The organism is Candidatus Woesearchaeota archaeon (genome assembly GCA_016188115.1).
GTDB lineage: Archaea > Nanobdellota > Nanobdellia > Woesearchaeales > GW2011-AR9 > JACPIK01.
The window spans coordinates 651,304-677,797 of record JACPIK010000002.1; the positions used below are offsets into that span (position 1 = coordinate 651,304).

Here is a 26,494-nt window from a genome sequence, read left to right on the forward strand (position 1 = left end):
AATGTTATGGAGGGAGAATGAAAAAAGAATGAAGAAAAAAACTGAGCCTGCCCGGATTCGAACCGGGGTCCTATGGTGTCATCTGGATTATTTCAGCCGAAGCCACATGTCCTATCCAGGCTAGACTACAGGCCCAATTAGAAGACCAACTCTTATCTGTTTTTAAAAAGGTTATGGTCTCAATTAAGAAGGTAAGAGCAAAGAGTATTGGGTCCCCGAAGGAAAATGAGGTCTGAGTTTCCATCCTTTAAACTCCCTGCACAGAGGAGTATAATCCGAGATGAAAGAGGCATCAGACTTTTGGACACCATTACTTCTCTCAAGAACGCGTCTTAAATGTACCAAACCAGAAATACGCCCAAACCAAAAACTAATTTGGGTGATAAGATCTGTTGTTGATAATAATGTACGATAAGAATCTACATCGCTACCTAAATTGTAAGTACCATCTTTTGAAGAACATCGGAATCGAGAATTTAAATCTACTACAACAGCATCTAAAGAACGACCAGCAACATAGATATCAGTTGGTACTTCTTGAGTCTCTCTTTTGCTCAAAAAACCTCCTCTTTCTAATGTTAAACGAGGAGCAGGAAAACCATCACTCCCGATATGAGAAATTCCAGAATACAAAGGACGTACTTTAAGATATGCATCTACTTGAGAACCCATTAAAGCTAAGTCCGCAGAACGAGTACGGCATAAATCTTCAGCAAGATATAATGCAAAATTGATTGGTTGAAGTGAGGTTGATCCAGACATAATCAAACTATTACAAACTCTATTTTAAAAATCTTCTCACAAAATACTACTTAAAAGTAACACTATTTTGCTTTTGACCAAACCCCATCAAAATACTCTTCAAAGTGTTTCGCAATCTCAACAGAATGAATCAACACTGCCGTAGGCGTATCTGACCAAGACAAAATTAATACTTTATCTCCAATAACATCAATAGTTCCCGGTACAGGAAAAGAAACGGTACGAATCTTAATATTGACAGGGAGTTTATTGACAGGAGCAACTGTCCCTATTCCTCGCATTTCAATCTTCGCCTCAACCATTTTAGGATAGAGACGTTGAAAAAAAGTTGCTGCCTTCTCATCATGAGGGGGATAGAAAAAACGTAAAATTTTTCCTTTTTCCTCTAGTAAGATTTCATAGGCTGTTTTAAGTCCTTCAAAGCCTACAAAAACTTCCGCACTACTACGACCTTGATCTTTGGAAATCTTCTGTAAATCCGGTAAAAGAGATGAAAAAATCTTTTTTTGTTCTGCAATTTCATTCTCCCGTTTTGCTAATAATTCAGATAAACGATACGGTTCCAATGCTCGATATTGTTTTATACCATTAATAAGAACTTCGCTTGCTAAACCTTTGCCCACAAGACGTTCTAATACATCATAGACTTTAGAGTAAGAAACACCAGATTCCTTAACAACATCACCAACTTTACTAGGACCTCGCTTCAAAAGAGCAAGATAAACCTTACTCTCACCAGGAGTTAAACCTAGTTTTTCTAGTTGATTGTGCATAGATAGAGGAAGGTTTTGATGTATATAAACATTATTAGTTAAAAACGTCAATTGTCGCGAAATTCCACCAGTTCTATGGAAGTTATTGCAAGAAGTTTATGATGTGTATGCGCAGGAATAGAAATTTTCACGGGTGCTTCCACGATTGAAATAACATTACCAAGTGTTAATTCGACTTTTCCATTCAAGAGAAATAAAATTTCTTCAACATTATGCATATGATCCCCACTAATGGATCCTTGTTTACGCACGATGTACTTTGCCTTCCCGCCTAAGTCATAGATAGTTCCTCGTTCATCTTGTTTTAGAATAGGAAGAGAAGAGATTTCCATGGAGTAAGGAAAAGAGAGATCTGATTAAAAAATTATCTTACAATTTCTTCATAAAGAGATCGCAGCCAATCAATTTCTCAGTCGGCGCAATCCATTGGATGCTTCCTACGGGACGATACTCATTTGCTCGCCAAAACTCAAACACCCCATTGCCTTCAAAAGGATGATCTGGGGGGAGAGGAACATACACTGCAATACAACCTTGTTTTTTACCTAGCAATTCCGCAGCTTCGAGAAGTTTTGTGTCATCCCCTCTTTCTTTATAATTAGTTGCCGTGGTAAATGCCGCAATAAACATCCATTTTAGAGGTAAGATAGATCGTACATTAAGATTGCAAAAATCGACGGGAACATCATTATTCCCATAAACTTCAACAACGATGAAACCAACAACCTTCTCCTGCTCTTGCACAACAAAAATACCTTGAGCAAACGAAGAAAACTTCTTAGTAAAGTATTCTCTTGATGCACCAGTCTCCCCATAGGCCTCACGATCAACTTCAATTAAAGCAGGAATGTCGGTAGGAGTAGCGTGTCGAATAAGCATGAGAAAGAAAATAAAAAATTGTTTATAAAATTATATCTATATTTCTAGACCTATACCTATTCCAAATATGTAATTGCAACCATCAATCCAATTCCTGCAACTAACGCAATGAAATGCCAAATTGATTCTTCCATTTCCCCGTGTTTATGTAATTCAGGAATTAAATTTGAACCCGCAATATACACAAAACCACCCGCAGCAAAAGGCAAAATAAACGAACTAAATGTTTCTGAAGCAGAACTAAAAAACAAACCCACAATTGCTCCCAAAATAGCAACTGCTGCTGACGCAAAATTAAGCATCAATGCTTTTGCCCTAGATAAACCAGCATAGATCAGAACACCAAAATCAGCAATCTCTTGAGGAACTTCATGCAAAATAACTGCAATCGTTGCCGCAACCCCTACGCGCACATCAACAAGATAACTACCTGCAATAACTAACCCATCTAAGAAATTATGCATTGCATCTCCTATAAGATTGAGTGGAGCAATCGCTTTTGAGGAATGGTGAGAAACTTGATGTTCATGTTTCTTTTTAGATGAATTACTCTCAGAATGACAATGAGGTTCAGAAATTCCATGATGATGACAATGATGCCAATGGATGAGTTTCTCTAAAATGAAAAAAACAACAACCCCTAACAGCAAGAAAAGCGAGACTTGAAGCGTAAACCCATTTTTCTCCACAACCTCTGGAAGCAAATGCAAGAATGCCCCACCAAATAATGTCCCAGCAGAAAGACTCACAAGGATTAATAATACTTTTTTAGGATTCTTGCGTTGGAGAAATAAAGAAAAGATCCCTACAAATGAGACTAAAGAGACAGCCAAAACACTCAAAATGGTGTATAATATGATTAAGTTCATAAGAACAGAAAAGCTAAACAGATATAAATAGGTTACTGATTTTGATTATCAATAAGAAACTAAGATGCCAATGAAACAAACTCGCCAAACCAGACAAAAAGAAATTATTTCCTCCAACCTAAATCAATTTTCAACCTTTTTCACCGCTGAAGAACTAGCTACCAAAGTCCAAATTAAATATCCCCAGATTGGCATTGCAACAATTTATCGTTTCCTCAAAGATTGTGCAACAAGTGGAAGTCTTCATGCTTTCACCTGCGGCAAAAAAACAGTCTATTCACGCAACCTTAAGAACCATTCCCATTTCATCTGCGAGAAATGCGGCAACATCGAACACATCAACGTAGAAAAAATCGATTTTCTCAAAGAACGAAATCTAGGTGAGATATGTCATGTCCAGATCAATGTGACAGGCGTGTGTAAGAAGTGCAGTAAGTGAAGATTATTGAGAAGTTAACACAAAGTTTTCAATCACCTGTGCCGTAGCTTCAAAATTATCTTGAAACATAAAGTGTCCTGCTTTAGGTATTCTCGCTACATCGACACGGCGTTCGAGTGGTGCAATTTTATACTCATTGCGGTTTCCATATACATATAATTTTCTTGCAGGAGCTTTGAGAAAAAGAGGTAATAATTCCCCACTATCAGAGTACGCAACAATTGATGTAGATGCGCGATAAAACGCGTGGGCAGGAATTTGACCAACCCATTTGACTCGCCCTTGAGTGTTTGATCCTTCCGACTCAGCAATGTTTCTTTTAAGTCTATCAAAACCATGTTGGCGAAATTCTTCATAGGGAGTTTGAGCTACATCTCGGCTTGCACCACAATCCTTTGCTACGAGATTTCCTTCCAGATTGACAAACCCAGTTATTTTGTCTGGGATCATATCTAAGAGCAATGTTCCTACCATACCACCCATACTATGACCAGTAACGTAAATATTTTTCATACCTAAATCAGAAATTAGACGTTCACAAATTCGTGCTTGATCACGTAAATCGTAGGAAAATCCTTGAGGCTTAGAAGAGTCGCCAAAACCGACGAAGTCAATACTAAGAGAGGAATAACCGTTTAGAGGAGATCTTTGTAATAAGCCCTGAAATAATTCTCTACTAGTCTGTAAACCATGCAGGCACAAAAGCCATTGATCAGAAGCACCAGCATGAACGTAGGCTGCAATTTCTAACTCTGATCCATGATACGCCACAGGTAATTTTCGTTCTTCCATTCTAATTTACTCAACCATTAAGTCGTAAACAACCGTCTCACAAACATCGTTGCATAGCTTCCCTTCGGCAAAAAGAAACAAACCTTCACTTTATACTTCCCGTCAAAACATTCATCGTTCTCATATTCACCAATCTTTAACTTACTCACTGGCACAAACATCGATCGCAGCTCACCTTCAAGACTTAAATTAGGAATTTGACGAATGACAAAATTAGCCCCAGTCATGCTTTCTTTAGTAAGGATAGTATTCAATGCTTGCTCGATGGCAGGGTCATTGCTGCCCATATTGCCAAAGCCAGGAAGAGGAAACTGCAAACCACAAAAGTCTTCTTGGTTATCAATAAACACCAACGAACCAGCAGAGTAAGCAACCTCTTTAACATTTTTGCCGACAGAACGCAAATACAACCCCACCGCTTCATTCCACAAATAGCTCTGATACGCATTTAGATATAAACGAATTAAGCGATCTGGCAGTGTTCTAATTGCTCCTACAGGATTAGTAGGATGCGCAGCCAAATATTCTTCACAGGAGGTATGATCAATCAATCCTGCGGCTGTTTTGAAATCTTTCTTAAGCAAAGCACGACCAACTTGAATATTTCTGGTTGAGAAACGCTGTTCGTCAAAATAGTTTGGACTTAATATAAGAGGGATTAACACATTCTTCTCATCCAAATCACGGACAGTAATCTCAAAATAATTACCCTCCAAATCACCTAATGAAAGAGGAGTTGCGCCATATCCCACAACTTCTAATTGGACGTGGTGAAGTTTGAGGTTGGAGAGTCTTTCTGCTTTAACACTACGCAAGGAGAGAAACTGAGTAGTTATTCCATGCATGTCTTTAGTACCAGCAAAACCAATATCTTTTTCAAAAATTCCTAAGACTTTTGCTAGATGAGAAATAACTTCTAATGTTGTACGTTCACGTTTGATACAGCGAACGTAGAGATAGAGACCTTTTTCTGTGAGTTTAAGTGATGCACGTTCTACTACAATAAAATCCTCAGGAAGATGCTTAAGAGTGTACATTACCAATTCAGAACAGAAGGCTTTTAAAAAAGGTATGGAAAAAAGAGAAGATAATGATAATTAGCCTTTCAGATGCACGAGCAGATATGTTCGATCCTTGGACCAGAACTGAAATAGTATCAAATACAGTTGGCCCTACTCGATTCACACAAAGAGCACTCGCAAGACTTGTTGATGATGGAAAAGTCGTTATCGCTACCCATGAAGCAGATCTCGGTACGCTTGTTGATGGAACATACAATGTTGATCATGAGAAAACAATTCAAGCAGCAAAAGAGGTACGAGACGATCAACTTTTGATTTTACCCATTCATGCTTATAGAATAGTTGGAAGAGATGCACATCAACTAACTGCATATGAAACAGGCCCATTTGTAAATCTTGATTCTATTGATGTACGTAGGAAAGTAATAGGTGCAGACGCACAATCTGGCGTATCAAAAACAGGACGTGAAACCGTTCCGTGGAACCCAGAAGTGGTACTTAAAGCTGCATTTGACAGACTTCATAATGCAAAAGAAGAAAATATTGACAAAGTATTCCTTGGCTATCGCTGGCAGGGTAATGACGGTCGTAGAAGAGTTGTAACATTCATGAATGCTCATGAAGGAGTAGAGTTACGTCTATTTCAAAATCTTGCTTTTCTAAAACTTGGTTTACCAATCCTTGAAACTGAATTAGAGACTCAAAAAGAATATGGAACGAAGAAACCATTATCTGCAACTGCGTTAATAGAAAGACGAAAAAAGCTTGAACGTAACGTAAAATATGTACAAGATAACAGCCTTGAACCATTATTAAAAGATCTTGATGTCTCACTTACTGATCTTGTCGAAATTATTGGTAAACAATTCAACTACGGAACGGGGTTTATTATGCAAGCACCTTCACGCCATGATCCCCCTAAACAATATAAATTTCAACTTCTACGAGTACCACGCGTTCCGAAAGGACAGGAAAGTAAAGCCTATAGCATGGTCTGGGATCTTGAAGGAAGTGCAAATCCAGAAGATACACTCTATCAAAGTCAACGAAGAATTAAAACAATTGGTGTTGGTGCAAGCGAAGTCTTTTTTAGCCCTCATGAAATCGCAGCATATCACGCTTTACGTGTAAAATATGCCCGAAAACCAAGACCAGTGCCAATTAATCCATTTGTAATTCCAAAGAAAGACATGGCAGATTATGTAGATCGATTACGATATGGCACCCTTCTCGTAGGAGTAAAAGATGGAAAATTTCAAGCACGGCCACTAATTGAAACTGAAATTGGACGACTTATTGGAATGAAAGCAGTTGCAGAGGGCTATGAACAGAATTTAACAACAGAACGTGGATACTTCAAAGAATCAGGACATGACCCTCAAAAGTATCTTACCCGACTCGTACCATAAAATACACCACCCTCGCTTCCTTTGCATCATCAAAAAATACTTCTCCCTGACAATTGCGAAAGAAATCAAACGCCGCCCCTTCATTTTCTTTCAATCGTTTTTCATCAACTCTGCGAGCATCAAATCCCTTACCTTTCTGTTCAATGCCAATAATAAATCCCTTTGCGCCGAACCAAAGGTGAAATCGAAATGGAGCTTTATAATCAGAATAACTTAATGTATTTGAACCAGCTTCATTCAAAAAGTATGCAACTTCATCAGCAGGATTCTCATTAATCCAATTGTAAAGATCATAATGTGTCGCGTAGCGCGCATTAAGTAACTCAACAATGTCCCATTTTACTTCACCATACTTCCAAATAATCTCATCAGTATTGCTTAAATCCCGTACTACCTCATCAGGATGAACAATAAACTGTTGGTATTTTTCCAACTGAATTTTTGTCAGTGCGTCAGCAAGAATACGAGTGTAAGAAATAACCATAAAAAGATGAGATCTCTTCTTAATTAAAAATCTGTCCTACATTTTAAAAAAAAGAGGGATAAATAAGACCAGTATGAATTACAACACCATCTCGTTTTATCGTTACACCCTGCTTCAAAATCCTGAAGAACTACGTGACACGCTAAAACAATTCTGCGCGAAGAGAAACATCTTAGGAAGAATTCTCATAGCCACGGAAGGTATCAATGGTGCAGTAAGTGGTACCAAACCCCACATTGAAGAGCTCAAACAATACTTACAATCTGTCTTTCCAAATCTCACCTTCCGTGAACAAGAAAACGACAAAAATACCTATCACAAACTCGTCGTCAAAGTACGTAAAGAAGTCTGTGCCTTCGATTACCCTATTGACGGACGACAAAGCGCCCAATATGTCACACCGCAAGAACTAGAGTCTATGTATCAGAATAAAGAAGATTTTGTCATCATCGATGCGCGTAACGATTATGAATACGAAGTAGGCAGGTTCAAGAATGCGCTTAAAATGCCAATTAAATCATTTCGTGAATTTCCCAAAACAATTAACGACCAATTCTCACAATTCAAAGACAAGAAAGTCGTAATGTATTGTACTGGTGGTATTCGTTGTGAAAAAGCCACAGCTTATATGAAGCATCACGGTTTTGAGAATGTCTACCACGTACAAGGCGGCATTATTAATTATATTAATCAAGTGCAAAACGACACCCCTTCCAAAAGTCATTGGGAAGGCGGACTTTTTGTTTTTGACGATCGATTAGTTCATCACACCGATTCTGCTATTACCCATTGTACACACTGCAAAAAAGAAAACCAGCAGTATTACAACTGCCATAATCTTGATTGTGACAAACTCTTTATCTCATGTAAAGATTGCGCAAAAACCATGAACAAGACTTGCTCACCAGCTTGTAAAGATGCACCACGGCAACGTAAAGAAAAAATAATGGAAACAGAAGTTGGAAAAATTGAAAATTACTATGCCAAAAATAACGTCGCTTTTGTGAAATTATGTGCCAACCTTAAAGTTGGCGATTTTATCCATATAAAAGGAAAAACCACTAACACTAACCAAACCATCCAAGAGATGCAAAATGAAGACGGAAAAACCATCAGTCAAGCTCATGCAGGCCAATATGTTACATTCCCTATCAGCGAAAAAGTACGTTTAAATGACACTATTTCTATCCCGCAAAATTAACACATAAACCTTATATAAAATCCCCGTTCCAGACTACCTATGTTCAACTTCCAGATCACCCACCAAGAAGCGCACACTCAAGCACGTCTAGGTATTATCTCAACCCCCCACGGAAGTCTCAAAACCCCAGCATTCATTCCCGTTGCCACTAAGGCAGCCATTAAAGCACTCTCATTCAAAGAACTCCAAGAACTACAATTCGAAGCCACATTATGTAATACCTACCATCTCTATCTGCAACCAGGGCATGAAACAGTAGCAAGGTTTGGTGGACTCCACAAGTTTAGCACTTGGAATAAACCAATATTCACTGATTCTGGCGGATTTCAAGTCTTTAGTCTTAACAAAACTCTCTGTAAAGTTGAAGAAGACCAGGTTATCTTCCGATCTCATATTGACGCATCAAAACATATTTTCACACCAGAAAAATCCATGCAAATCCAAAGAGCACTAGGCGCGGACATGATCTTTGCGTTTGATCAATGTCTTGATATTGAAGCGGATTATGAAACAACCAAAAAATCTCTTGAAAGAACACATCGCTGGGAGCAGCGTAGCCTTGCTGAATTTCAAAAACTTAACATAGACAAAACACAAGCACTCTACGGCATCGTGCAAGGAGGTCGTTTCAAAGACCTCCGTGAAGAATCTGCAAAGTTTGTCGCTTCATTACCATTCGACGCTATTGGCATTGGCAGCATCTTTGGTGATCCTAAAGAAGAAAGCAAAGACCTCGTTGAACATGCGCTCAAATTCCTACCCCAAGACAAACCAAAACATCTTCTGGGCATTGGCAGTGTGGATGACATTTTCATGTACGTCGCGTTAGGTATCGATACATTTGATTGTGTTCTTCCAACAAGATTAGCACGTGTTGGCTACATTTTTATTCGACCAGAAAGTGATGGCACAGTAGAAAATAAATTTCGCTATAGAGTATTAAATGCAAAATTTAAAGAAAGCCAAGAACCACTAGATTCACACTGTGATTGTTATGTATGTAAAACGTACACCCAAGGCTACATACATCATTTGTATAAAGCCGATGAACTTTTATTTTACAATCTCACAACGTACCACAACCTAGCATTCTTTAGCAAATTAATGCAAGAAATACGCGACGCGATAAAAACAAACACATTCAAAGAGTTAACACAAAAATGGATCAATTGAGGAAAAAGAATGGGATTTAACGATTGGTTAAAACAATGTGAACGAGTTTCATTAGAAAGTGTTTTACACAGAAATGATGTTGTACTCGTTGACAGATCCGCAATTGGAAATACTGTTGGAATAAGAGAGCAATATGAAGTCGCAGATACAGACGCAGCACAAAAAGCAATTGAACAGCAAATGAGTCTTCTAAGATCACCAAAAACATATGCCATTAAAGAAACAATAAGAGAATTAACAGTGTATGCAGACTCAATTGAAAGACGAGGATCAGAACTTGCAGAACAAGCGGGACGTTACGTTAATATACCTAGAACCGCCGAACCAATATTAAAAGCAGTTGCGGCATACGTTAAACTGCATGCCCAGATTTCACAAGTCAAAGAATCATTAAAACCAGCAAACTTTGAAAGAGTAAGCATGCCACCGCAGATAGGCATAAGTGGTATTGATACAGTTGAAGTTGCAAAGAGACATCTGCAATATCATCCAAGAAAAAGAATGGCGATTGTAACTCGTGATCCCACTATCTCGAGCAATTTTTTTACCTATCTCAATGAAGCACCCCAAGTTATATGTAACCAAACAAGTGATGCAATAGCATTATTTTACGTTGATGAAAAAGATGTAAACCTAACCAGAAGAGTGCATCTTAAAGAATTATATAGGGATGTAGAAAGGGCATTATCTGGATTAAGAGAATAATTTGTTACAATGGATCAAATAAACCTCGAATCATACAACTATGTACTTCCTCGCGAACATATCGCTCAAGAGGCAATGCATCCACGTGACCACTGCAAACTCCTAGTACTTCACGAAGATGGTAAGATTGAAGACAAACATTTCTACAACATTGTTGACTATCTTCAACCAGGAGATGTTCTTGTTCTCAATGAAACCAAAGTACAGCATTGTAAGCTAATTGCAACCAAAAAAACAGGGGGAAATGTTGAGATTATTCTCACCAAACGTATTGCCCCTTGTGCTTATGAAAGTCGAATCAAAGGCAGTAACCTTCATCCCGGCGTAATCATTCTCACTGCAAACAATCGAGCCTATATTTCTAAACAGAAAGATGATGTGTTTACCCTCTTCTTTGATAACGAACTTGCACCAGAAGACATTCTTCTTCTTACTCCACCCTACATCAAACAAACTGTACCTGAAGAGGATTATCAAACTGTCTTCGCCAAAAAAGAAGGCTCACTTGCCGCACCAACTGCAGGACTTCATTTCACTCAAGAACTACTCGAGAAAATAAAACACAAAGGCATCAAAATTGCTAAAGTACGGCTTGACATCTCGTTTGAAACATTTCTTCCAGTACGAGATATTCACAATCACAAAACAGGAAAAGAATATTTTGAACTCGACCAAGAAAATGCCGACATCATTAACTCAGGAAGAATTATTGCCGTTGGAACAACCACTGTCAAATGTTTAGAAAGCTGTCAATGGCATAACGGCAAAGTACTTCCCACAACCGGAGATTCGCAAATCTTTATCACGCCAGGGCATCAATTTAACGCACCTATCAAAGCTATGATTACCAATTTTCATCTCCCTAAATCTTCACTACTTTTGTTAACCAGTGCATTTGTAGCATGGGAGAAATTACTTCCAGCGTATGAACATGCAGTCAAAGAAAATTATCGATTTTATTCATTAGGAGATGCGATGATGTTATGGAGGCAGCAATAATGAGCACAGAAAAATTACCTACAAAAGATTTACACTCTTGTGTTACATTAAGTTTAGAAAACAGAATCATTTATGTTCCAAATGAACGATGTACAATCACAAGACAGAGCCTTATTGGAAATAACAGAGACGATAGATCCAATACACTTGTAGTAACATATTCTCAACAACCAGGATTTCACTCCAACCAACCATTCGCTTCAAAAGAAAGAATAGAACCAGCATGGAATGTCACAGGCATACGATATCAATATACTGCTCCAAATCATCCAGCACCTAGCATTGGTATGTTCTATGGGCAACCACAATCTGAAGATGAATAAGTTTCTAATCGAGCTTGAACAAGAAGCCATTCGCCGCAAAATTCCTATTATTGGACCAGAAAAAGCAGTCTGGCTGCACGAAAAAATTAAAGAATTCAAACCACAAGAAATTTTAGAATTAGGAACCGCAGCAGGGTATAGTGGCATAGTCCTTGGCAGCGAAGGGGCGCATCTCACGACAATTGATAAAAGTATTAAAATTCAACAAGAAGGTAAAGAGAATTTAGAAAAGGCAAAAATCAATGCAACAGTCATTTTTGCCGATATCCCTACATATCTCCACGAATTAACAAAAACCAAAAAAGAATATTTTGATCTTATCTTTATCGACTTTGAAAAACGCGAATATCTTACAGCTCTTCCCCACTGTATCCACCTAGTCAAAGTTGGTGGACATATAATTACCGATAATGTACTGATGGACAAATCTAAAGATTTTCTTGAAGCAGTTACACATCATCCACAACTAGAAACAGAAATCATTCACATTAAAGACGGTTTGACGTTGAGTAGAAGGATTGCTTAAAAGTCACAACTATTCAAGAGTAAATTTTTAAATAACTCTTATTTTCTAGAATTATGTCAAAAATAGATCACCATAACATTTATGGGTTTAATGTGGAAAAAAATTTCCATAAAGAACTCTATATGAGCTGGGCTCTTCCTTCATCACAAAATATTAATGCAAATGGGAATAGATTAAGTGTAACCCTTGCTACAGCCAGTAACCTAGACGACGAAGACCACGAGCCGTTTTTTCAAACTCTTACGTTTGCACAGGGAGTAGGTTTAGAAACACGTATCCTTACCGATTCAGAGTTTAATGGACCAAGCGCATCAGAATTAGAGAGAAACTTAGCAAGAAGAATGGCATCTTGTCCTTCGGTGCAAACAAGAGGAGAATGGTTTTTTTATGGACCATTTGATGAACCACATTACGTTATACTGTTAGCTCAATCAAGGTCCAGAGAAACATTCGGTTTGATTCTAAACCGGTGCTTACAAGTAGCATCCATGCGGTCTCAACAAAGTCTTGCAAATGGAAAGCATCCAAATTATAGAATTCAAGTACCAAAATTAATTGAAAGCTTAGAAGAAAATTTAGAAATTAAAATTGAAACAGTAGGATTACCTGAAATCATCGAAGGGTACTCTATCAGGAATAACGATGACAAAATCACAAAATTAATAGAAGAAAGCAACTATGTTCGAGCAATTGTTCAACCTAATGGATCATCATTTACATACGACCAGCCTATGCAAAGACTTGCAAGGCAATTAACAAGAGGTATAACGGACGATTTAGAAAAAAGCGAAGCTATCTTTAGATGGGTCACATCAAATATACACTATGGCAGAGATAAAAGACAAAATACTGTTGAGTACAGAGGTGCAATGCAAGTATTTTATGACCGAGAAGGTGTCTGTGGTGAGTCAGCCGCTCTTCAAGTTACCCTGGAAAGACTAGTAGGCAATATGGCATTCTTAGTTGAAGTTGGAACTAAACACGCAGTTGCGGGCCATCTCAGCCCTAGAGGAGAAATAGTTCTCGTTGACACAACGGACCCTAATGGGTTCAACGTAAAATACACTGATTTTAAAATTCTTAGTGATGACCATTCCTTAGCAAAATATTGGTAATAAAAAAATGAAACTAACTCACCATTTTACATCAGTAGCAATGTACTTCTCTCTTACAAGCTGTGGACCTATGCCACAGTTCTACAATCAGCGGGATTTTGCGCAAGAGCAAGAACAAAAGGCAACCGAATTACCCTCTTTTCCAGAATCTCCCACCTCACAACCATCTACAGAAAAACCCTCACAACCAACAGAACTTGGTCCCGACATGCTTCGTTTACAGGAGGGGTATACTGCGCATAAAGACCTCAAAGCAATAATTGCAGAATTAACAGTGATGTACGCAGGAGGATTTAAAGTAAGAAAAATACAAGAAGGATACTATATTGAAGGAAATCTTAATCCTTTTAGATATCAACACAATATCGATTCTCAACTAAGAATGCTCCATGATGCAGACCATGATAAAGATCAGATTATAACTATGAATGAAGCTCAAAACCTAAGAGATAGATTATGCAAGAAATATACGAAATATCCACGTTAATCATTTTTCTTCTGGACAAAAATCCCACATAAATTGAAAGAATTTACGATAGCCATCTGCCAATAATTTATTTTTCAACACAAATTGGATAGGTTCATCATCCAATTGACCTGGTTTTGCACCAACAAACGTCACAACATAGTCCCCAAAGACATCCACACAAGTTGGACTTGAATATTTTTTGGGAAGAAACTTGTAGGGTTTACCCACCAGATTTAGAATCTCAGGTTTCTCAGTCTTTATTTCATAATCAAACAAATGAAAAAATTTAATTCCTTTCTTCTTGCGTTCTGCATCAAAATGAGTAAGATAATATTTCAACCGTGGATCAAGCCATAACGCTTTGGCACCAATAAAGTAAACTGGCTCTCTTTGTTCTAGAATCAGGTGAAGATAATTTTTAAAACCTTCAATTCCACGAAACATATATGCCTCTGCATCAGGTTCAACAAAATCATATAACTTCTTCATCGCAGGCAAGCTCTTATTCAACGACACTTCTTGTTCTTTCATTATTTCAGAAAGTCGTTGTGGATCAGTGGGTTTGAAGAGTTTTTCACCTTTCACAAACGTCTCGGATGCAAGACCTTTCTCTATCAACTTATGAAGCGAATCATAGACATTACGCCGATGAACTTTAGACTTCACAGAAAGCGTATTAACATTACTCTCCCCAACTAACAACAGTGCCTCATAGACGCGTGACTCATTAAGAGAAAGTCCAACTTTTTGTAAGAGTTCTTGAAACATGGGTAAAACCAGTACACCCAAAAGAGACGCCCAATATAAACTTTCTGTCCAGAGGTGGTGATTACCACCACAAATCTTTAAGTAGAAGCAACAAGCAGGTGTTGTTACATTAAAGTGATTAAAATGGCAAAAATGGTGAAAAATGACAACCCCTCCCTATGAACATCTTAGTTCAAAAATATATGAGCTACTCCATGTATTTGACCCTAGTGGTCGATTAGCTGAAGAAGCACAGAGACTTCTACGCCGGAAGGTACATACGGATGGAAGCATTAATACCGATAAACCATTAGAACGCGTGCTTGCAATTGTTGCAGATCAGATTCAAGGGCGGCGAGAAAGTAGATACACAGAGGACGTGGCTTTTTCATCTCAATATTTAAGAGGAGACTTCCAATCTATTGACAAAGATGGAGATGGATGGACTCTTAACAGAGCATCAGCTCATTACAAAAAACTTACAGACAGAATCCTAGCCACGCCAGACTTCCCGTACGGTCGTGAAGAAGCAAAACTCGCTGGTTCACTTTTTGAGGGTTCAGGTGCGCAGGCAGCCATAGATCGAATCCTTCTTCGTAAAAATCTAGAAAATGTTACAGACCCAGCAGCGAGAGAACATATTTGGTATGCGATAACTCTTTCAGGAACTAATTTTGAAGTTGTAGAATACCTTCAACAACATTGCCCAAGCAACACTCACACAATTCTAAGAGAAATGGAAACCACATTACTCTCCGCATATGAACAATACCTAGTCCAACTTGAAACTCCACAAAGATCTAAAGATGGAATTCAGAGACATGGAGATATTGCCTATACCAGAATTTTAACTATTAAAAAAGTTGTTGAAGCTGCTGAATTCAAAATAGATTACGAACCAGTAAACGGAAGAACAATGGATAAATTATTACATTGGAGAAAAAAATGAACACCACAAAAACACTAGCTTTAACCACATTACTATTAACAGCACCCACAATTGCAAATGCTGATTTTTACGACGGTCAACGCGGACCTACATCAGGTCAAGCACACTACACTCTCTCGCAGGGAGCTCAAACAACACAGCACAATCTTGCGCTCAAATATTTTGGAAATACTGGTAGTGTAAGTCCTGTGGGAATAGCTGCTTTAACTACAGACGGACAGCAGTTATGTTATTTTGCAGGAGCAGGTGTAATCATTGAAGGACTTAATCCATTTAGTGTAATTCCAATCCTAGCATATAGTACAGATGAAAGAGCTAGAGTAGGAACTGCCCACTTTGTTGCACAAGCAACGATTGATCTAGGAACATTTGTTGCTGATCCACGATATCATCTTGCTGTGCCAGTTCACAAAAACACCAACAACCCAAACCAAAACCTGTTTGGCCTAACTCTAAGCCTTGGCAATCCAAAAGTAAGAATAGGCCTTGATGGAAATTACAATCCAAAAACAGACAAAAGACCATTGACAGATGTTCTAGTTCGCTATGATCTTGACTCCCAGCAACATACCAGTTGGTTAGAAGCAAGCATTGGAGAAACCGGTGCTCAACTACAATGGCGAGGAAACTTTTAATCAACAAAACCTATCAAATTCTCGATAATAACAATCTTTAAATACAACCTACCCGCAACGTGCGCCTTGATGGATGTCACACAAATTAAAACCAAAGTAAAAGAATATTTCCAAGACAACTTCTCTTCTGATTTGAAAGCAGGTTTTATCACCGCCATCGTAGCTCTTCCACTAGCCATCGCATTTGCTATTGCATCAGGTGTTGATCCAATTATGGGTCTCTACACAGCAATCATTGCAGGTATTCTCGGATCTGCCTTTGGTGGCTCAGTATATTCTATCACAGGCCCAACAGGAGCAATGACTGTAGTAATACTTTCAGCAGTTCATAAATTTGGCATAGAAGGGTTACTGCTTGCTGGATTTCTCGCAGGTGTCTTCCAACTTCTTTTTGGCTTTGCTAAACTTGGTCGCTTCGTTAAATTTATTCCCATGCCTGTCGTAACCGGTTTTACCGCAGGAATAGGCGCTATTATTTTCATAGGTCAAATCGCCAATTCATTAGGTCTTACCATTGGATCAAAAGAACATGTTTGGGAAACAATTATTGAAATCATTAAGAACATCCCTAACGCTAACCCCACGGCAATTATTGTTACCCTTTTCACTATTTTTTGTTTACTAGTGCTTCCAAAAATACTTCATCGTATTCCCTATCTTCGTAACCTTCCCGCATCATTATTTCCTCTTGTTCTCTCAACAGGAGCAGTGATTGTTTTAGCGCTTGCCATTCCTCAAGTAGGAGCAATTCCTTCCGGTTTACCAGATTTTCAACTGATCAATATTAATTGGCAGCTTGTTAAAGGCGTTCTTCCCGCCGCATTTACCATCGCCTTATTAGGAACCATCGAAGCACTCCTGTGCGCAGTAGTATGTGACGGTATGACTAATACTAAACATAAAAGCGACAAAGAATTAGTAGGACAAGGCATTGCTAACGTCGTGCTTCCGTTCTTTGGCGCAATTCCCGCAACAGCAGCAATTGCTCGCAGTGCAGTGAATATTCGTGAAGGTGCAAAGACCCGTTTTGCAGGGATAATTCATGCACTTTTCCTTCTTTTGATACTCCTCTTCTTTGCCCCTATTGCTCAATATATTCCTAAAGCATTCCTTGCTGGTATTCTTATGGTGGTTTCAGTTCGCATGATTAACATGCACGAATTTAGAATGGTTTTCAAAATCAGTCGCTTAGAAACCATTGTGCTACTCGCAACCTTTGGCTTTACAGTATTCACAGATCTTGTCTTTGCAGTAGAAGTTGGCATGGTTCTTGCAGCAGCATCGATTTTTGTGCGATTAATGGATATCATTGATATTACCCACATGAAAGATTTTGAAGAACCAAGTGGGACAGCATTTGTCTTTCGTAACGAACAACTCAAAAAAGTAGTCAATGTCTACACCCTTCATGGTCCATTCTTTTTCGGCGCAATGAGTGTATTTGATAAAAAACTCGACGAACATATTGAAAATAAAAAACCCATCACAATCCTGCGTTTAAAATATGTTCCATTTATTGACAGTACTGCACTGATTCGTCTCGTTGATTTCATCAAACAAAAAAAGAAACACAAAGGAATTGTTTTTCTTGCGGATCTTACACCTGAGATTTACAAAACCCTGCATCACAGTAAAGAGTTTCGTGAGACTGTCAAGCCATCTGAAATTTTTCCTAAAACCAAAGATGCCATCACCCATGTTGAAAACAATCTTCACAACATTTTGTTAGAAAACGGGGCAAAATAGGCTTCCAGTATACATATCGGTAACATTTATATAGAAATAAAGCTAAAAATAGATTATGGTTATTCTTTTTGATCAGTTCAACCTACCTGAAGATATATACAAAGTACTTTTCGCCACAGAACAACAAGAAATTGTTGCCAAAATGTTGATTAAATATATGTGGGAGAACAGCGGTGAAATAACCAAAACAGAAATGAGTGTCTTTGCCACACAACTTCATGAAGGACGTGCCCAACTTAAAGAAAAAGGTCGATCCCCATTAGAACGCGACGAATTTATTTCATACAATAAACGCCAATTTTACGATCGTATTCTCACCCCTATGCGCGGCATGGGACTAATTGAATATGACCTGTACAAAAAGACCTACAAAGTATCCGACAAATTCAACCGCCTAATGATTAAAATAGGTTTGATGTGGCTGCGCGAAATCGAGAATGGAAAACGAAGCGTTGTTCCTAAGAAGTAGTTAATTTGAGAAAGATTTTTAAAGTAGACTTCATTCTTTTCTCCCATGTCAATAAGAGCCATAGCTAATGCCACCCGTGCAGCAGGGCGTACTATTGCTAATGGAGCAATGGAGTACGCACATGCTTACCAACATCGCCAAAGTGTAAGGGCAGCAACACATATAGCACTTACATATGGCGCAGCTAAAGCAGGTGCAGCTATTTTCGGAGCATTTAGTAACAATCCCGGATTAGAGGATCTCGTTGATTCACTTGTTCCTATCGCAACCGGAGCAGTTGCAACACATCAACTCATGGATCTTAATAGAGGCCGAGGATTAGTAGATGACATTTATCGCGACGGAGTAGCAGTCACATCTGCAGCATTAACATCAGCAGCATTATCTTCTCACTTACATAATTATACCGGACCACATCAAGGTTTAGCTAAAATTGCAGATTATTATACTCAAGCAGCACAAGTATCAGATCAAATTACTCGAGACCCAACGTATCAAGGCCTTATTCTTGGAGCTCTTGCAGCAGTAGGAGCACGTTTTATATACTATCTTGCAAGACCAAATGCTGGCCGAGCAGCCCCCGCACCAGGTGCCGGCGGACACGGACATCCATGATTATTTTAGAATGATTTCTTTACACGCACGAGGTTGGATATTACCTAACCAAGCGCACTTTGATATTGTCGACCCTACAAAAGAAAAATAGTAAAAAGAAAATTAAGAAAGAAGAAAATTAAAAAATCAAAAACTCTTACAAACCAGCTTCTCGTCGCAGAACTTCTGCTTTGTCCGTTTTCTCCCAAGTGAAATCAGGATCATTACGTCCAAAGTGACCATACGCAGCAGTTTTACGATAGATTGGTCGACGAAGATTTAATTGATCAATAATCGTTTTAGGTCTGAAATCAAAATGTTTTTTCATAAGATCAACGATTTTCTCTTCAGCAACATGACCAGTGCCAAACGTCTCAACATGAATACTAACAGGTTGAGCTACACCAATTGCATACGAAACTTGAATTTCACAACGATCAGCTAAACCAGCAGCAACAATGTTTTTTGCAACATAACGACCATAGTATGCTGCGCTGCGATCAACTTTAGTAGGATCTTTTCCAGAAAATGCACCGCCACCATGACGTCCATGACCACCATATGAATCAACAATGATTTTACGACCAGTAACACCAGCATCCCCTACAGGACCGCCAATAACGAAGGTACCAGTAGGATTGATGAAATACTTTGTTCGTTCATCAACATAATGACCACAGATTGGTTTAACAATTTTTTCAATAACATCACGTCGAATAGTTTCCAGATCAACATCAGGATGATGTTGTGTAGAAACAACTACAGCATCAACACGTTTTACTTTACCATGTTCATACTCAATAGTAACTTGTGATTTCCCATCAGGACGTAAATACCAAATTTCGCCGCGTTTACGAGCACTCGCAAGACGAGATGTAATTTTATGCGCAAGCATAAGTGATAAAGGCATCAATTCAGGAGTTTCATTGACAGCATACCCAAACATCAAACCTTGATCTCCTGCGCCTTGCTCTTTGTGAAGACCTTCTCCTTCATTAACACCTTGAGCAATATCAGGTGATTGTTCAGACAGAGCAGAAAGAACGCCGCACGTGCTTCCTTCAAAGCCAAACTCTGGTTTGTTATACCCGATTTCAAGAATAGTATCACGAACTACTTTTTGAATATCAACATACGTTCTTGTCGTTACTTCACCAGCAACCACAACAAACCCTGTTTTTGTTAATGTCTCAACAGCAACCCGAGACATGGGATCATCTTTAATCATAGCATCTAAAATTGCATCTGAAATCTGATCGCACATTTTATCAGGATGTCCTTCAGTAACACTCTCCGATGTAAAAAAATAATTTCCGCTTGTCATAGTATATTCACCTTTTTAGTAATTTATTGTTGTTTTCCTCTTGAAGAAAATAATTGAGGGTGTGTTTCGCGAAGATATGCTAATCCTTGCGTTACTCTTGGATCTGTATCTCCTCGAGTTGCTTTTGCTACATGTTCTGCCAAACCAACGATATGATCTAGTAAGGTAAACCCCCCTAATCCTCGATCTACATGTCTTCTTATCCAAGGGTTTTCTAAAAGATCAGAAACAGGATTTGCAGAATAAGGTAAAAGAGTTGCAGGTGTCGGTTGTAGTAAATAGTGCGTCGATACAGCAGTTGTAGGTTCGTAAGTCATAACTTCTTTTTTCAAATGAGGAATTATATAAACAATCGTGTCATAATTATTCCCATATGAATATTCATATCTGAATAAAAACATAACATATATATTCCAGTAATAAAAACACCCAATCATGATTCAAAAGCTAGAAGAAATCGTCAAATTACGTAAAAAATTTCGTCTCAATCAAAAACAGCTAGCCCAAAAAGCCGGTGTTTCACAAAGTCTTATCGCGAAAATTGAAGCAGGTAAAGTTGATCCCACATTTACCAAAGCACAGCAAATCTTTCATGCTCTGGAAGAATTACAAGAGCAGCATGAACTTAAAGCAAAAGATTTGCTTAATCCAAAAATTATTTTTGTTGACCACAAAGAACCAATCCGTGAAGTTATCAAGAAAATGAAAGCCAAGGGTATTTCTCAAGTCCCCGTGCTTGCCGGAGAACGTATTTGTGGATTAGTAACAGAGAGCATCCTTCTTAACACACTCCTTGAAAAAGGAGAAAAAATTGCCACGTTGACTGCTAAAGACGTCATGGAAGACGCACCCCCTATTGTCACACTCAAAGCGGGCATCCATAGCATATCTGAACTTCTCACCACCTACCCAATCATTCTTGTCGCAGAAAAAGGTGATATTAAAGGGATTATTTCCAAGGCTGATTTGTTAGGAAAGATGGAATAAATTTTAATAATATTATATCTTAAAAAATATCTTAGAAAAAACACAACAGAAAATCCTAATCCTTCAAAGCTTGAAATGCCAGAATATCTTCAGTCGTCAACTTCTTGCCTTTACGCATTTTTTCTTTGACTTCATCAGTCTTCACTTTCACTTGTTGATCAAATCGAGAAGTATTTTCTTTCTCAATATGTTTAGACATTTCTCCAGCGCGACCAGAAACATCTTCCAGTTTAACCTTAGACTCATCATACTGTTTTTTGAACTCAACATACTTAGCCACAAGTGGTTTTTCTTCTTCACGTAACTTCTTAATCTCTTCATACAACGCATTAAGTTGTTCGTGTCTCTCTTGAGATTCTTGTGCTTTTTGCTGCACTAGTTTATGAGATTCCTGCGCTTTTTTACGATCAACAGAGAATTCAGAGGAAAATGATTTAACTTCGTTCCAAACTTCACCTAATTCACCAAGCTTTTTAACTTTATTTTGCAAGTCTTTCAAAACTTTACGTAATTCCTGCTCTTTGTTAAAAGGCATGACATCGGTTTCAAGACGAGATTCTATCTGTTCAATTTGCTTGCGTAAACGAGAGGGATCTTCTTTCACATCAACTTTGCCCATAAGATGTTGTTTTTTCTCATCAATATCTTTTCGTTGACTTGCTTTCCCTTTTACAACATCATTAAGCTTATCACGTTCTTGTTTAAGATTCTTAACTTCAGTAGTAAGAGCATCACGTTCTTGTTTGAGAGCATTGACACGAGCTAATCGATCAGCAATTTTATCTCGAATAGATCGAAGCTGACGGAAAACATCTTCTTTGTCTTTATTAATGGTCGAAACTTGTGTGCGAAGTGATGATTGTTCTTTACGAACATCAGAAAACTCTTTTCGCGTAGTATTCGACTCAACCTGCTCATCAACCATTCATGTACACCTTCATAATAACTAATATAAAAGAAAAAAATAACAAAAAAGCTTATCCAAAGAGTGCGCCAAGACCGGCAGCAGCAGCTTCTTCAGCTTTCTTTGCTTCTTCTGCAGCTTTCTTACCGTCATCCTTCTTCTCTGCGTGAGCAGCAGCAGGAGCAGCAGCAACAGCAACAGGAGCAGCCATAGCAGCTTTTTTGATAGCTTCTTCGATATCAACACCTTCAAGAGCAGCAACAAGTGCTTTTACTCGACTCTCGTCAGCTTGAACACCAGCAGCATGTAAAACAGCTTTAACATCGTGCTCAGTAATTTTTTTGCCTGCTTTATGAAGCAGCATTGCGGCATAAACGTATTCCATTTTTCAATCCTCCAACTAATCTAATTTCGCCTCGTGTTGAACACTATTGGCTTGTCGCTCAGATAGAGCTAAAATTTCCTCGCGTGTTTCCACTGTAAGGAAAGCAGCTTCAATTGAAGCAGCTTTTGCATCTTTAAAGGCTTTGCCAATAAGAGTCTCGACTGCACCATGAGCAGGATAAGCAATCTCAACAGCCAAGTTGAGAGCCCATGTTGCTGCTTGGGTAAAGTCGCGGCTATACTGCGCTTCATCAATTTGAAGATATTTCGCCTCAAATACAAAGCCAGCCTCACAAGCTGCAACTAGGTTTAAACCTATTTCCATAGGTTTAATGTCTAGACGTTTTAAAGTTTCCGCCACTTTTTGTGAAATGACGACACCTTCTTTAACGACGACAGTATCATTAATGATAGCTAATTTTCCCCCTTCTACTTTGGTTTTAATACCAACAGCAGCAAGTTCTGAAATGATTGGACCTGGTGCAAAAGAAGTTGCCCCAGCTTTAACCACAACATCTTTAGGAGATGTTTGTCCTGCTTTTGCAGGTGCTTCAGATTTGTTCTTTGCAAGTAATGTTGCAAGAGCAAAAGGATTATCTTTACTAAAAAGTAATGCTGGCATACCACGAGCCCGATCAGCAAGATCTTTCATACCTGGTTTACCAGATTTTTCAAGAGCAATTTGTAAAATTCGCTTACGAGCCATACTCATTTTAACGCCTTTAGCTCGCAGAGTAGTACGCATTTTAGCAAGTTGTTGAGCAGGAAGATTTTCCATGTCCAAAAGACCCACAATAGCATGATTATTAATATCTGCTACAAGTTGGTCTACAAGCTTTTTCTTAAGATCGCTTACCATGGTTAGATCCTCACGGGTTTGCTCATCGTGAGTTTAAGAGCAATGTTTTTGATGTTTTGAGACTCATTAGGAAGTTGTTTTAATGTTTGTTGAACAACAGCTAAAATATTGTCAATAACTTCTTCTTCAGGTTGTGACTGTTTTCCAATTGTACACTGAAGATTAGTTCCTTTTTTAGCGGAAAGACGAACAGTTTTATTTAATTTAGAAACAAGTGGTTCAAGGTTCGCGTTAGGTGGAACAACACAACCTAATTTAGGATTAGGCATTTTTCCAGAAGTACCTAAAGATTTCCCGAAAGCAGCTGCCACTTTTGGCATAATTGTTGCCTGAGCAATGAAATAATCATACTCACGAGCTAACTTCTTTCCGACTTTTTTGTCAGCATACTTTGCAAAGTCTGCTTCACGAATAACGAGATCGCAATGTTTTGTTGCTTGATCAGCTAATTGTTGATCAACGAACGCAGCAACTTTAATTTTACGACCACGACCGTAATGAAGAAGCGCAAAAAAATCAACTGGATTTTGTTTGATGGCAATGTTCTTGAGATTAATCACAAGATCATACGCTTGAGCAAATTTACGTTGAGGCTCATTCTTAAGTTCTTGTAAAGCTTTTTGAATGTCTTGTTTTTCCATAATTAATAACCTCCTACAAACCTGACATATAATTCTACAGGGTAGTGATACGGTTTGCTGGTTGGGATAGGTGGTTACTTATAAAGGTTGCGGTAAACTAAAGATAAATTTATAATAAAAACTAATTTTTGACCCATTGGTTTCTGAGAGTGTTCTAAAATAATATGGACCTCGTATCAATAATTATCCCTAGTTATAATATGGCTGGCACAGTAGAAAGAGCCGTAGATAGTGCATTACAACAGACTTACCAAAAACTGGAGATAATCGTTGTTGATGATGGCTCAAGTGATGAATCAACGGAAATTCTTTCTCGATATCGTGATCCCAGAATGCTTATGCTTAAGCGTAACAATGGAGGAAGATCTCGTGCATTAAACCAAGGGATCGAACAAGCAAGAGGAGAATATATTACATTTCTTGATGCTGATGATGAACTCCCACCTACAAGTATTCAAGACAGGGTAGAATATCTCAAAACACATCCAACTTTTGATGCAGCCTACGGCAATACCGAATATAGATCAAGATACAATAGTTCTGTAAGAAGATCTAAACAATATGGAGAACCACAACAGCTATTAGAGGCAATTCTAGGAGAGGTATTAGTTCCATTTTCTCTGCCTAACACGCTTTATAGAACGAGTGCAGTAAAAGAGACTGGCTTTTTTAACCCTCATTTTAAAAGAGGACAAGACATGGAATTTATCGCCAGATTTCTAGTAAGCGGACATCACCTAGGACTTGTTGATAAGACAACATATATTTACTACAATGATATCCAAGATACCAAGACAAGATTAAGAAATAGGGTTCGAGGAGCTCTCTCAAAAGCGAGGATTATCACAGAACATTCCGACGGCCTATCAAGAGTAAGGTATTTAGCTAAACATGTAGGCGTCACAGCTGCAAAACTAGCAGTAGAATTAGTAACCGGTCAAAAATAGATTTTATCAATTATTTGCGAATTAAAGACCAACCTTTAAATATCTCTATTTCTCACCAATGCCCATGCAAGATATTAAACTCATTCGTACACAACCTGATCTCGTCAAACAAGATCTCAAAAAACGTAAAGATGAACCAAAACTTGCACTTCTTAACGAGACCATCAAACTTGATGAAGAATGGCTTTCATTAAAAAAAGAAATTGACACACTCAGATCAAGCCGCAATAAACTCAGCCTTCAGATTTCTGAAGCAAAAAAGAAAGGCCAAGACGCTAAAAAACTATTAGAAGAAGCTGCGCAAGTTCCTAAACTCATCACCGAAAAAGAAGCGCGTATGAGTTTTCTTGAAACAACCCTGCATAAAAACCTCTCTTCACTGCCAAATATATTGCATGAAAGCGTCCCCTACGGCGTTGACGATACTCAAAACCAAGTTGTTAAGTTATTTGGTAAAAAACCAACCTTCACGTTCCCACTCCAAAGTCATGTCGACCTATTAACAGAATTAGATATCGCAGACCTTGAACGCGCTGCAAAAATATCAGGGGCTCGTTTCTGGTTTCTTAAAAACGAAGGAGCACTGCTCGATCTCGCGCTCCAACGCTACGCCGTTGATTTTATGCTCAAGAAAGGTTACCAATTTCTCATTCCCCCTTATATGATTCGTCGTGAACCCTACGAAGGCGTTGCTCCTCTTGGCGATTTTGAAGAAGTACTCTACAAAGTTCAAGAAGAAGACCTCCACCCCATTGCGACAAGTGAGCACCCCCTTACTGCGATGTACATGAACGAAGTACTCGATGAAAAACAGCTTCCTATCAAAATGATCGGGTTAAGCCCATGCTTTCGTAAAGAAGCCGGATCAAGCAGCAAAGATACAAAAGGAATTTTTCGTGGTCATCAATTTACTAAAGTAGAACAAGTCATCATCTGTAAACCAGAAGATTCATGGAAACTGCATGAAGAATTAATCAAAAACGCCGAAGAATTTTTTACCTCCCTTGGCTTGCATTTTCACAAAGTAAACATTTGCACAGGCGATATTGGCATTGTTGCTGCGAAAAAATATGACCTAGAAGTATGGATGCCTGTCCAAGAACAATTCCGCGAAGTTGTCTCCTGCTCAAACTGCACTGATTATCAATCACGCGGGCTTAACATGAAATACAAAACTGCTGACGGAAATAAATTAGTTCATACTCTTAATAGTACTGTTGTTGCGACATCACGTGCCATGGTAGCAATTCTGGAAAACTGTCAAACGAAGAACGGCACTATCAAAATTCCCGATATCTTAGTCCCATACATGAATGGAATTAAAGAGATCAAAAGAAAGTAAGCAATTCTTCATATCCAAAATATCAA

33 protein-coding genes and 1 tRNA gene are annotated in these 26,494 nt (G+C 38.4%); 18 read left to right on the forward strand and 16 right to left on the reverse strand.

The genetic code is table 11. From position 1 onward, the window contains the following. Positions 1–42 precede the first annotated feature (42 nt). From HYV86_03530 to HYV86_03555, 6 genes are all read right to left on the reverse strand, one after another. A tRNA-Arg gene (locus HYV86_03530) sits at positions 43–135 on the reverse strand. Between the two features lie 48 nt (positions 136–183). After that, positions 184–762, reverse strand: a complete 579-nt coding sequence (locus tag HYV86_03535) for a hypothetical protein (protein ID MBI2572903.1) — start codon at positions 760–762, stop codon at positions 184–186. A gap of 62 nt (positions 763–824) precedes the next feature. After that, positions 825–1,535, reverse strand: a complete 711-nt coding sequence (locus HYV86_03540; GenBank protein MBI2572904.1) for a TrmB family transcriptional regulator — start codon at positions 1,533–1,535, stop codon at positions 825–827. 47 nt (positions 1,536–1,582) lie between these two features. After that, on the reverse strand, positions 1,583–1,867 hold the full coding sequence (locus tag HYV86_03545) for a hypothetical protein (GenBank protein MBI2572905.1): 285 nt from the start codon (positions 1,865–1,867) through the stop codon (positions 1,583–1,585). Positions 1,868–1,904: 37 nt separating this feature from the next. After that, a complete protein-coding gene (locus tag HYV86_03550; protein ID MBI2572906.1) occupies positions 1,905–2,414 on the reverse strand; it encodes a hypothetical protein in 510 nt (169 codons plus the stop codon). Between the two features lie 56 nt (positions 2,415–2,470). Then, positions 2,471–3,283, reverse strand: a complete 813-nt coding sequence (locus HYV86_03555) for a ZIP family metal transporter (GenBank protein ID MBI2572907.1) — start codon at positions 3,281–3,283, stop codon at positions 2,471–2,473. 70 nt (positions 3,284–3,353) lie between these two features. On the opposite strand from HYV86_03555, the gene HYV86_03560 reads away from it, so the two are divergent. Beyond that, entirely contained in the window at positions 3,354–3,722 is a 369-nt protein-coding gene (locus HYV86_03560; protein ID MBI2572908.1) for a transcriptional repressor, read from the forward strand. A gap of 3 nt (positions 3,723–3,725) precedes the next feature. Here the strand turns inward: HYV86_03560 and HYV86_03565 are convergent, their stop codons facing one another. Together HYV86_03565 and truD are read right to left on the reverse strand one after the other, a co-directional pair. Further along, on the reverse strand, positions 3,726–4,514 hold the full coding sequence (locus HYV86_03565; GenBank protein ID MBI2572909.1) for an alpha/beta hydrolase: 789 nt from the start codon (positions 4,512–4,514) through the stop codon (positions 3,726–3,728). 17 nt (positions 4,515–4,531) lie between these two features. Further along, on the reverse strand, positions 4,532–5,551 hold the full coding sequence (gene truD, locus HYV86_03570) for a tRNA pseudouridine(13) synthase TruD (GenBank protein ID MBI2572910.1): 1,020 nt from the start codon (positions 5,549–5,551) through the stop codon (positions 4,532–4,534). A 53-nt stretch (positions 5,552–5,604) separates the two neighbouring features. Between truD and HYV86_03575 the strand changes: the two genes are divergently transcribed. Further along, positions 5,605–6,945, forward strand: coding sequence for a hypothetical protein (locus HYV86_03575; protein ID MBI2572911.1), 1,341 nt, complete (start codon positions 5,605–5,607; stop codon positions 6,943–6,945). On the opposite strand, the gene HYV86_03580 is transcribed toward HYV86_03575, so the two are convergent. Next, the gene (locus HYV86_03580) at positions 6,926–7,429 is read right to left on the reverse strand and encodes a hypothetical protein (GenBank protein MBI2572912.1); all 504 of its coding nucleotides are present in this window, start codon (positions 7,427–7,429) and stop codon (positions 6,926–6,928) included. The genes HYV86_03575 and HYV86_03580 overlap by 20 nt on opposite strands. Positions 7,430–7,502: 73 nt before the next feature. Here HYV86_03580 and HYV86_03585 point away from each other — a divergent pair, with 73 nt between their 5' ends. The 8 genes from HYV86_03585 to HYV86_03620 are packed head-to-tail and all read left to right on the forward strand — an operon-like array spanning position 7,503 to position 13,958. Next, entirely contained in the window at positions 7,503–8,630 is a 1,128-nt protein-coding gene (locus HYV86_03585; protein ID MBI2572913.1) for a rhodanese-related sulfurtransferase, read from the forward strand. Positions 8,631–8,669: 39 nt separating this feature from the next. Continuing rightward, on the forward strand, positions 8,670–9,803 hold the full coding sequence (tgt, locus tag HYV86_03590; protein MBI2572914.1) for a tRNA guanosine(34) transglycosylase Tgt: 1,134 nt from the start codon (positions 8,670–8,672) through the stop codon (positions 9,801–9,803). Between the two features lie 9 nt (positions 9,804–9,812). Then, on the forward strand, positions 9,813–10,508 hold the full coding sequence (locus HYV86_03595; protein MBI2572915.1) for a hypothetical protein: 696 nt from the start codon (positions 9,813–9,815) through the stop codon (positions 10,506–10,508). Between the two features lie 9 nt (positions 10,509–10,517). Then, positions 10,518–11,507 (forward strand): tRNA preQ1(34) S-adenosylmethionine ribosyltransferase-isomerase QueA, encoded by a 990-nt coding sequence (queA, locus tag HYV86_03600; GenBank protein MBI2572916.1) that lies wholly within the window; start codon positions 10,518–10,520, stop codon positions 11,505–11,507. Next, complete coding sequence (locus tag HYV86_03605) at positions 11,507–11,830, forward strand: hypothetical protein (GenBank protein MBI2572917.1); 324 nt, start codon at positions 11,507–11,509, stop codon at positions 11,828–11,830. The genes queA and HYV86_03605 overlap by 1 nt, the downstream gene beginning before the upstream one ends. Beyond that, entirely contained in the window at positions 11,823–12,356 is a 534-nt protein-coding gene (locus tag HYV86_03610) for a class I SAM-dependent methyltransferase (protein MBI2572918.1), read from the forward strand. The genes HYV86_03605 and HYV86_03610 overlap by 8 nt, the downstream gene beginning before the upstream one ends. A gap of 53 nt (positions 12,357–12,409) precedes the next feature. Next, positions 12,410–13,471: a transglutaminase domain-containing protein gene (locus HYV86_03615; GenBank protein ID MBI2572919.1), complete on the forward strand. Its 1,062-nt coding sequence runs from the start codon at positions 12,410–12,412 to the stop codon at positions 13,469–13,471. 7 nt (positions 13,472–13,478) lie between these two features. Further along, positions 13,479–13,958, forward strand: coding sequence for a hypothetical protein (locus HYV86_03620; GenBank protein ID MBI2572920.1), 480 nt, complete (start codon positions 13,479–13,481; stop codon positions 13,956–13,958). On the opposite strand, the gene HYV86_03625 is transcribed toward HYV86_03620, so the two are convergent. Beyond that, on the reverse strand, positions 13,959–14,708 hold the full coding sequence (locus tag HYV86_03625; protein MBI2572921.1) for a helix-turn-helix domain-containing protein: 750 nt from the start codon (positions 14,706–14,708) through the stop codon (positions 13,959–13,961). A gap of 142 nt (positions 14,709–14,850) precedes the next feature. Between HYV86_03625 and HYV86_03630 the strand changes: the two genes are divergently transcribed. The 5 genes from HYV86_03630 to HYV86_03650 all read left to right on the forward strand — a co-directional run bounded on the left by HYV86_03630 (position 14,851) and on the right by HYV86_03650 (position 19,101). Continuing rightward, complete coding sequence (locus HYV86_03630) at positions 14,851–15,636, forward strand: hypothetical protein (GenBank protein ID MBI2572922.1); 786 nt, start codon at positions 14,851–14,853, stop codon at positions 15,634–15,636. Further along, a complete protein-coding gene (locus tag HYV86_03635; GenBank protein ID MBI2572923.1) occupies positions 15,633–16,271 on the forward strand; it encodes a hypothetical protein in 639 nt (212 codons plus the stop codon). The genes HYV86_03630 and HYV86_03635 overlap by 4 nt, the downstream gene beginning before the upstream one ends. 69 nt (positions 16,272–16,340) lie before the next feature. Further along, the gene (locus HYV86_03640; GenBank protein MBI2572924.1) at positions 16,341–18,017 is read left to right on the forward strand and encodes a SulP family inorganic anion transporter; all 1,677 of its coding nucleotides are present in this window, start codon (positions 16,341–16,343) and stop codon (positions 18,015–18,017) included. A 55-nt stretch (positions 18,018–18,072) separates the two neighbouring features. After that, positions 18,073–18,486 carry a hypothetical protein gene (locus HYV86_03645; GenBank protein MBI2572925.1) on the forward strand — a complete coding sequence of 138 codons (414 nt, stop codon included), beginning with the start codon at positions 18,073–18,075 and terminating at the stop codon, positions 18,484–18,486. A gap of 45 nt (positions 18,487–18,531) precedes the next feature. After that, complete coding sequence (locus HYV86_03650) at positions 18,532–19,101, forward strand: hypothetical protein (protein MBI2572926.1); 570 nt, start codon at positions 18,532–18,534, stop codon at positions 19,099–19,101. Positions 19,102–19,237: 136 nt separating this feature from the next. On the opposite strand, the gene HYV86_03655 is transcribed toward HYV86_03650, so the two are convergent. Beyond that, complete coding sequence (locus HYV86_03655; protein ID MBI2572927.1) at positions 19,238–20,404, reverse strand: methionine adenosyltransferase; 1,167 nt, start codon at positions 20,402–20,404, stop codon at positions 19,238–19,240. A gap of 23 nt (positions 20,405–20,427) precedes the next feature. Then, positions 20,428–20,721 carry a hypothetical protein gene (locus HYV86_03660; protein ID MBI2572928.1) on the reverse strand — a complete coding sequence of 98 codons (294 nt, stop codon included), beginning with the start codon at positions 20,719–20,721 and terminating at the stop codon, positions 20,428–20,430. A gap of 118 nt (positions 20,722–20,839) precedes the next feature. Between HYV86_03660 and HYV86_03665 the strand changes: the two genes are divergently transcribed. Beyond that, positions 20,840–21,391 (forward strand): CBS domain-containing protein, encoded by a 552-nt coding sequence (locus HYV86_03665; GenBank protein MBI2572929.1) that lies wholly within the window; start codon positions 20,840–20,842, stop codon positions 21,389–21,391. A 55-nt stretch (positions 21,392–21,446) separates the two neighbouring features. Here HYV86_03665 and HYV86_03670 read toward each other — a convergent pair whose 3' ends face one another. From HYV86_03670 to HYV86_03685, 4 genes are read right to left on the reverse strand one after another with little or no spacing between them, the layout of a single operon-like run. Continuing rightward, complete coding sequence (locus HYV86_03670; protein MBI2572930.1) at positions 21,447–22,316, reverse strand: hypothetical protein; 870 nt, start codon at positions 22,314–22,316, stop codon at positions 21,447–21,449. 52 nt (positions 22,317–22,368) lie between these two features. Continuing rightward, complete coding sequence (gene rpl12p, locus HYV86_03675) at positions 22,369–22,680, reverse strand: 50S ribosomal protein P1 (GenBank protein MBI2572931.1); 312 nt, start codon at positions 22,678–22,680, stop codon at positions 22,369–22,371. Positions 22,681–22,695: 15 nt separating this feature from the next. After that, complete coding sequence (locus HYV86_03680; protein ID MBI2572932.1) at positions 22,696–23,538, reverse strand: 50S ribosomal protein L10; 843 nt, start codon at positions 23,536–23,538, stop codon at positions 22,696–22,698. Between the two features lie 2 nt (positions 23,539–23,540). Further along, positions 23,541–24,179 (reverse strand): hypothetical protein, encoded by a 639-nt coding sequence (locus HYV86_03685; protein MBI2572933.1) that lies wholly within the window; start codon positions 24,177–24,179, stop codon positions 23,541–23,543. 164 nt (positions 24,180–24,343) lie between these two features. Here HYV86_03685 and HYV86_03690 point away from each other — a divergent pair, with 164 nt between their 5' ends. Together HYV86_03690 and serS are read left to right on the forward strand one after the other, a co-directional pair. Next, positions 24,344–25,126, forward strand: a complete 783-nt coding sequence (locus tag HYV86_03690) for a glycosyltransferase family 2 protein (GenBank protein ID MBI2572934.1) — start codon at positions 24,344–24,346, stop codon at positions 25,124–25,126. Between the two features lie 64 nt (positions 25,127–25,190). After that, positions 25,191–26,468 carry a serine--tRNA ligase gene (gene serS, locus HYV86_03695; protein ID MBI2572935.1) on the forward strand — a complete coding sequence of 426 codons (1,278 nt, stop codon included), beginning with the start codon at positions 25,191–25,193 and terminating at the stop codon, positions 26,466–26,468. Positions 26,469–26,494: the final 26 nt, after the last annotated feature.

Coding starts and splice junctions, on each gene's coding strand:
- HYV86_03620 (MBI2572920.1), top strand. CDS start 13,479: ATGAAACTAACTCACCATTTTACATCAGTAGCAATGTACTTCTCTCTT.
- rpl12p (MBI2572931.1), bottom strand. CDS start 22,680: ATGGAATACGTTTATGCCGCAATGCTGCTTCATAAAGCAGGCAAAAAA.
- HYV86_03690 (MBI2572934.1), top strand. CDS start 24,344: ATGGACCTCGTATCAATAATTATCCCTAGTTATAATATGGCTGGCACA.
- HYV86_03650 (MBI2572926.1), top strand. CDS start 18,532: ATGTCAATAAGAGCCATAGCTAATGCCACCCGTGCAGCAGGGCGTACT.
- HYV86_03665 (MBI2572929.1), top strand. CDS start 20,840: ATGATTCAAAAGCTAGAAGAAATCGTCAAATTACGTAAAAAATTTCGT.
- tgt (MBI2572914.1), top strand. CDS start 8,670: ATGTTCAACTTCCAGATCACCCACCAAGAAGCGCACACTCAAGCACGT.
- HYV86_03680 (MBI2572932.1), bottom strand. CDS start 23,538: ATGGTAAGCGATCTTAAGAAAAAGCTTGTAGACCAACTTGTAGCAGAT.
- HYV86_03535 (MBI2572903.1), bottom strand. CDS start 762: ATGTCTGGATCAACCTCACTTCAACCAATCAATTTTGCATTATATCTT.
- HYV86_03655 (MBI2572927.1), bottom strand. CDS start 20,404: ATGACAAGCGGAAATTATTTTTTTACATCGGAGAGTGTTACTGAAGGA.
- HYV86_03635 (MBI2572923.1), top strand. CDS start 15,633: ATGAACACCACAAAAACACTAGCTTTAACCACATTACTATTAACAGCA.
- HYV86_03660 (MBI2572928.1), bottom strand. CDS start 20,721: ATGACTTACGAACCTACAACTGCTGTATCGACGCACTATTTACTACAA.
- HYV86_03670 (MBI2572930.1), bottom strand. CDS start 22,316: ATGGTTGATGAGCAGGTTGAGTCGAATACTACGCGAAAAGAGTTTTCT.
- HYV86_03610 (MBI2572918.1), top strand. CDS start 11,823: ATGAATAAGTTTCTAATCGAGCTTGAACAAGAAGCCATTCGCCGCAAA.
- HYV86_03605 (MBI2572917.1), top strand. CDS start 11,507: ATGAGCACAGAAAAATTACCTACAAAAGATTTACACTCTTGTGTTACA.
- queA (MBI2572916.1), top strand. CDS start 10,518: ATGGATCAAATAAACCTCGAATCATACAACTATGTACTTCCTCGCGAA.
- HYV86_03640 (MBI2572924.1), top strand. CDS start 16,341: ATGGATGTCACACAAATTAAAACCAAAGTAAAAGAATATTTCCAAGAC.
- HYV86_03575 (MBI2572911.1), top strand. CDS start 5,605: ATGATAATTAGCCTTTCAGATGCACGAGCAGATATGTTCGATCCTTGG.
- HYV86_03630 (MBI2572922.1), top strand. CDS start 14,851: ATGACAACCCCTCCCTATGAACATCTTAGTTCAAAAATATATGAGCTA.
- HYV86_03585 (MBI2572913.1), top strand. CDS start 7,503: ATGAATTACAACACCATCTCGTTTTATCGTTACACCCTGCTTCAAAAT.
- HYV86_03545 (MBI2572905.1), bottom strand. CDS start 1,867: ATGGAAATCTCTTCTCTTCCTATTCTAAAACAAGATGAACGAGGAACT.
- HYV86_03560 (MBI2572908.1), top strand. CDS start 3,354: ATGAAACAAACTCGCCAAACCAGACAAAAAGAAATTATTTCCTCCAAC.
- HYV86_03685 (MBI2572933.1), bottom strand. CDS start 24,179: ATGGAAAAACAAGACATTCAAAAAGCTTTACAAGAACTTAAGAATGAG.
- HYV86_03555 (MBI2572907.1), bottom strand. CDS start 3,283: ATGAACTTAATCATATTATACACCATTTTGAGTGTTTTGGCTGTCTCT.
- HYV86_03625 (MBI2572921.1), bottom strand. CDS start 14,708: ATGTTTCAAGAACTCTTACAAAAAGTTGGACTTTCTCTTAATGAGTCA.
- HYV86_03540 (MBI2572904.1), bottom strand. CDS start 1,535: ATGCACAATCAACTAGAAAAACTAGGTTTAACTCCTGGTGAGAGTAAG.
- HYV86_03580 (MBI2572912.1), bottom strand. CDS start 7,429: ATGGTTATTTCTTACACTCGTATTCTTGCTGACGCACTGACAAAAATT.
- serS (MBI2572935.1), top strand. CDS start 25,191: ATGCAAGATATTAAACTCATTCGTACACAACCTGATCTCGTCAAACAA.
- HYV86_03645 (MBI2572925.1), top strand. CDS start 18,073: ATGGTTATTCTTTTTGATCAGTTCAACCTACCTGAAGATATATACAAA.
- HYV86_03565 (MBI2572909.1), bottom strand. CDS start 4,514: ATGGAAGAACGAAAATTACCTGTGGCGTATCATGGATCAGAGTTAGAA.
- HYV86_03550 (MBI2572906.1), bottom strand. CDS start 2,414: ATGCTTATTCGACACGCTACTCCTACCGACATTCCTGCTTTAATTGAA.
- HYV86_03615 (MBI2572919.1), top strand. CDS start 12,410: ATGTCAAAAATAGATCACCATAACATTTATGGGTTTAATGTGGAAAAA.
- HYV86_03595 (MBI2572915.1), top strand. CDS start 9,813: ATGGGATTTAACGATTGGTTAAAACAATGTGAACGAGTTTCATTAGAA.
- truD (MBI2572910.1), bottom strand. CDS start 5,551: ATGTACACTCTTAAGCATCTTCCTGAGGATTTTATTGTAGTAGAACGT.